The organism is Streptomyces bungoensis (genome assembly GCF_001514215.1).
In the GTDB taxonomy this organism is placed as follows: domain Bacteria; phylum Actinomycetota; class Actinomycetes; order Streptomycetales; family Streptomycetaceae; genus Streptomyces; species Streptomyces bungoensis.
The window spans coordinates 21,099-23,132 of the sequence record NZ_KQ948885.1 but is presented as its reverse complement, the minus strand read 5'-3'; the positions used below and the strand labels follow the sequence as shown (position 1 = coordinate 23,132).

Here is a 2,034-nt window from a genome sequence, read left to right as displayed (position 1 = left end):
AGCCGCCATGCCGACTCCCCGCCCGGAGCCGTCAGCGCCCCCGCACCCGACACACGCCCAAGACGCGGGACATAAACAACCCCACCCCGCACCGCCAACTCCGGCTCACTCGAAGCCAACGCCGCCCCGACGACAGACCAGGACTCCTCCCCACCATCGACATCCAGCAGCACCAACCGCCCCGGCGCCTCAGCCCGCGCAGCCCGCACCACACCCCACACCGCACTCAAAACCGGATCAGCACCCACCCCCTCCGGAGCAACCGCACCCTCCGTCACCACCACCAACCGCGCCCCCGCGAAACGCTCCACCCCCAACCACTCACGCACCAGGGCGAGTGCGCTCACCGTGAGGGCGTGGACGGCGGACGGGGTGTTGTCGGCCGGTCGACCGACGCGCACGAGGACGTCACCGAGTACGGCCTCACCCGGGGCGGGCAGCCCCGCCCTCGTCTCGGGAACAGGTCCAGCGCCCGCCGGCACCCGGACCCAGTCGACCTGGTAGAGGTTGTCCAGGCGGCCGTCGCGGGCCACCGCGAGGTCATCGGCCACCTCCCGCAGCACCAGTGAGTCAACGGCGGCCACCACGCCCCCGGCCGCGTCCGCCAGTTCGAGGGTGACGACATCGGGACCGGAGGCAGCCACGCGTACGCGCAGTTCCGTTGCACCGGCCGCCCACAGCGACACACCGCTCCACGAGAACGGCAGCCGCAGCGGACCATTAGTGCCGAAGAGGCCGTGGAGCGCCGCATGCAGCACGGAGTCCAGCAGAGCGGGGTGCATGCCGAAGTGGTCGGCGAGGTCCCCGTGCGCCTCGGTCAACGCCACCTCGGCGAAGACTTCCTCGCCGCGCCGCCACAGGCCACGCAGTCCCCGGAACGCCGGTCCGTACGCCAGACCCAGGGCGGCGAGACGCTCGTACACGCCCTCGACCGGCTCCGCCACCGCATCCCGCGGCGGCCACACCTCGAAGTCGCCGGAGACTTCGGGACCCGGAGCTGCCGCTCCGGTGCCCACCATGCCCGTGGCGTGGAGGGTCCAGGGCTCGTCACGTCCGCCGCCGTCCGGCCGGGAGAACACGCTGACGGCACGGCTTCCCGTTTCGTCCGGGCCGTTCACGAGCACCTGGACCTGCACGCCGCCGTCCTCGGTGAGCACGAGGGGCACGGCGATCGTCAGTTCCTCCACCCGGTCACAGCCGGCCTGCTCGGCACCGTGGAGGACGAGTTCCAGGAAGCCGGTCCCGGGGAACAGGACAGACCCGGCGACGACGTGATCGCGCAGCCACGGGTGGCTCCGCAGCGACAGCCGCCCCGTGAACAGCACTCCTTCGGAGTCGGCCGGCGTCACCGCCGCACCCAGAAGGGGATGGCCGGCGGCCGTGAGGCCCAGTCCGGAGATGTCACCGCCGTGCCCTGCCGGGGCGGGCGTCGGCCAGTAGGTCCTGCGCTGGAACGCATACGTCGGCAAGGGGACAGTGCGGGCTCCGCTCCCCGCGAAGATCGTGCGCCAGTCGACCTCACCGCCACGGACGAACAGCCCGGCGATCACGGTCAGTGCCGCCTCCGCTTCCGACCTGTCCCTGCGCAGGGACGGCAGGAACAGCCGCTCGTCCGCGTCCGCGTCCGCGTCCAGGCATGCCTGTGCCAGGGCGGTCAGCGTGCCGTCCGGACCGAGTTCCACGAAACAGGAGACACCCTGTTCGTCCAGCGTGCGTATGCCGTCGGCGTAGCGGACGGGACGCCGTACGTGCTGCACCCAGTAGTCCGGGCTCATCAGTTCCGACGGGTCCGCCGCGGTTCCGGTGAGCGTGGAGACCAGGGGGATACGCGGCTCGCAGTACGTCAGGCTCTCGGCGACCTCGCGGAAGTCGGCGAGCATCGGCTCCATCAGCGGCGAATGGAAAGCGTGGCTCACCCGCAAGGACGTGACCTTGCGGCCTTCACCGCGGAAGTGCGCGGCGACATCCTCCACCGCCTCCGCCGCACCCGAAAGCACCAGCGAACCCGGCCCGTTGACGGCGGCGACGCCGACC

1 protein-coding gene is annotated in these 2,034 nt (G+C 71.7%); it reads right to left on the bottom strand.

Features of this window, described 5'->3' with window-relative positions:
* A partial coding sequence (locus tag AQJ66_RS39200) for a polyketide synthase dehydratase domain-containing protein (protein ID WP_279617359.1) occupies positions 1–2,034 on the bottom strand: 2,034 nt, incomplete at both ends.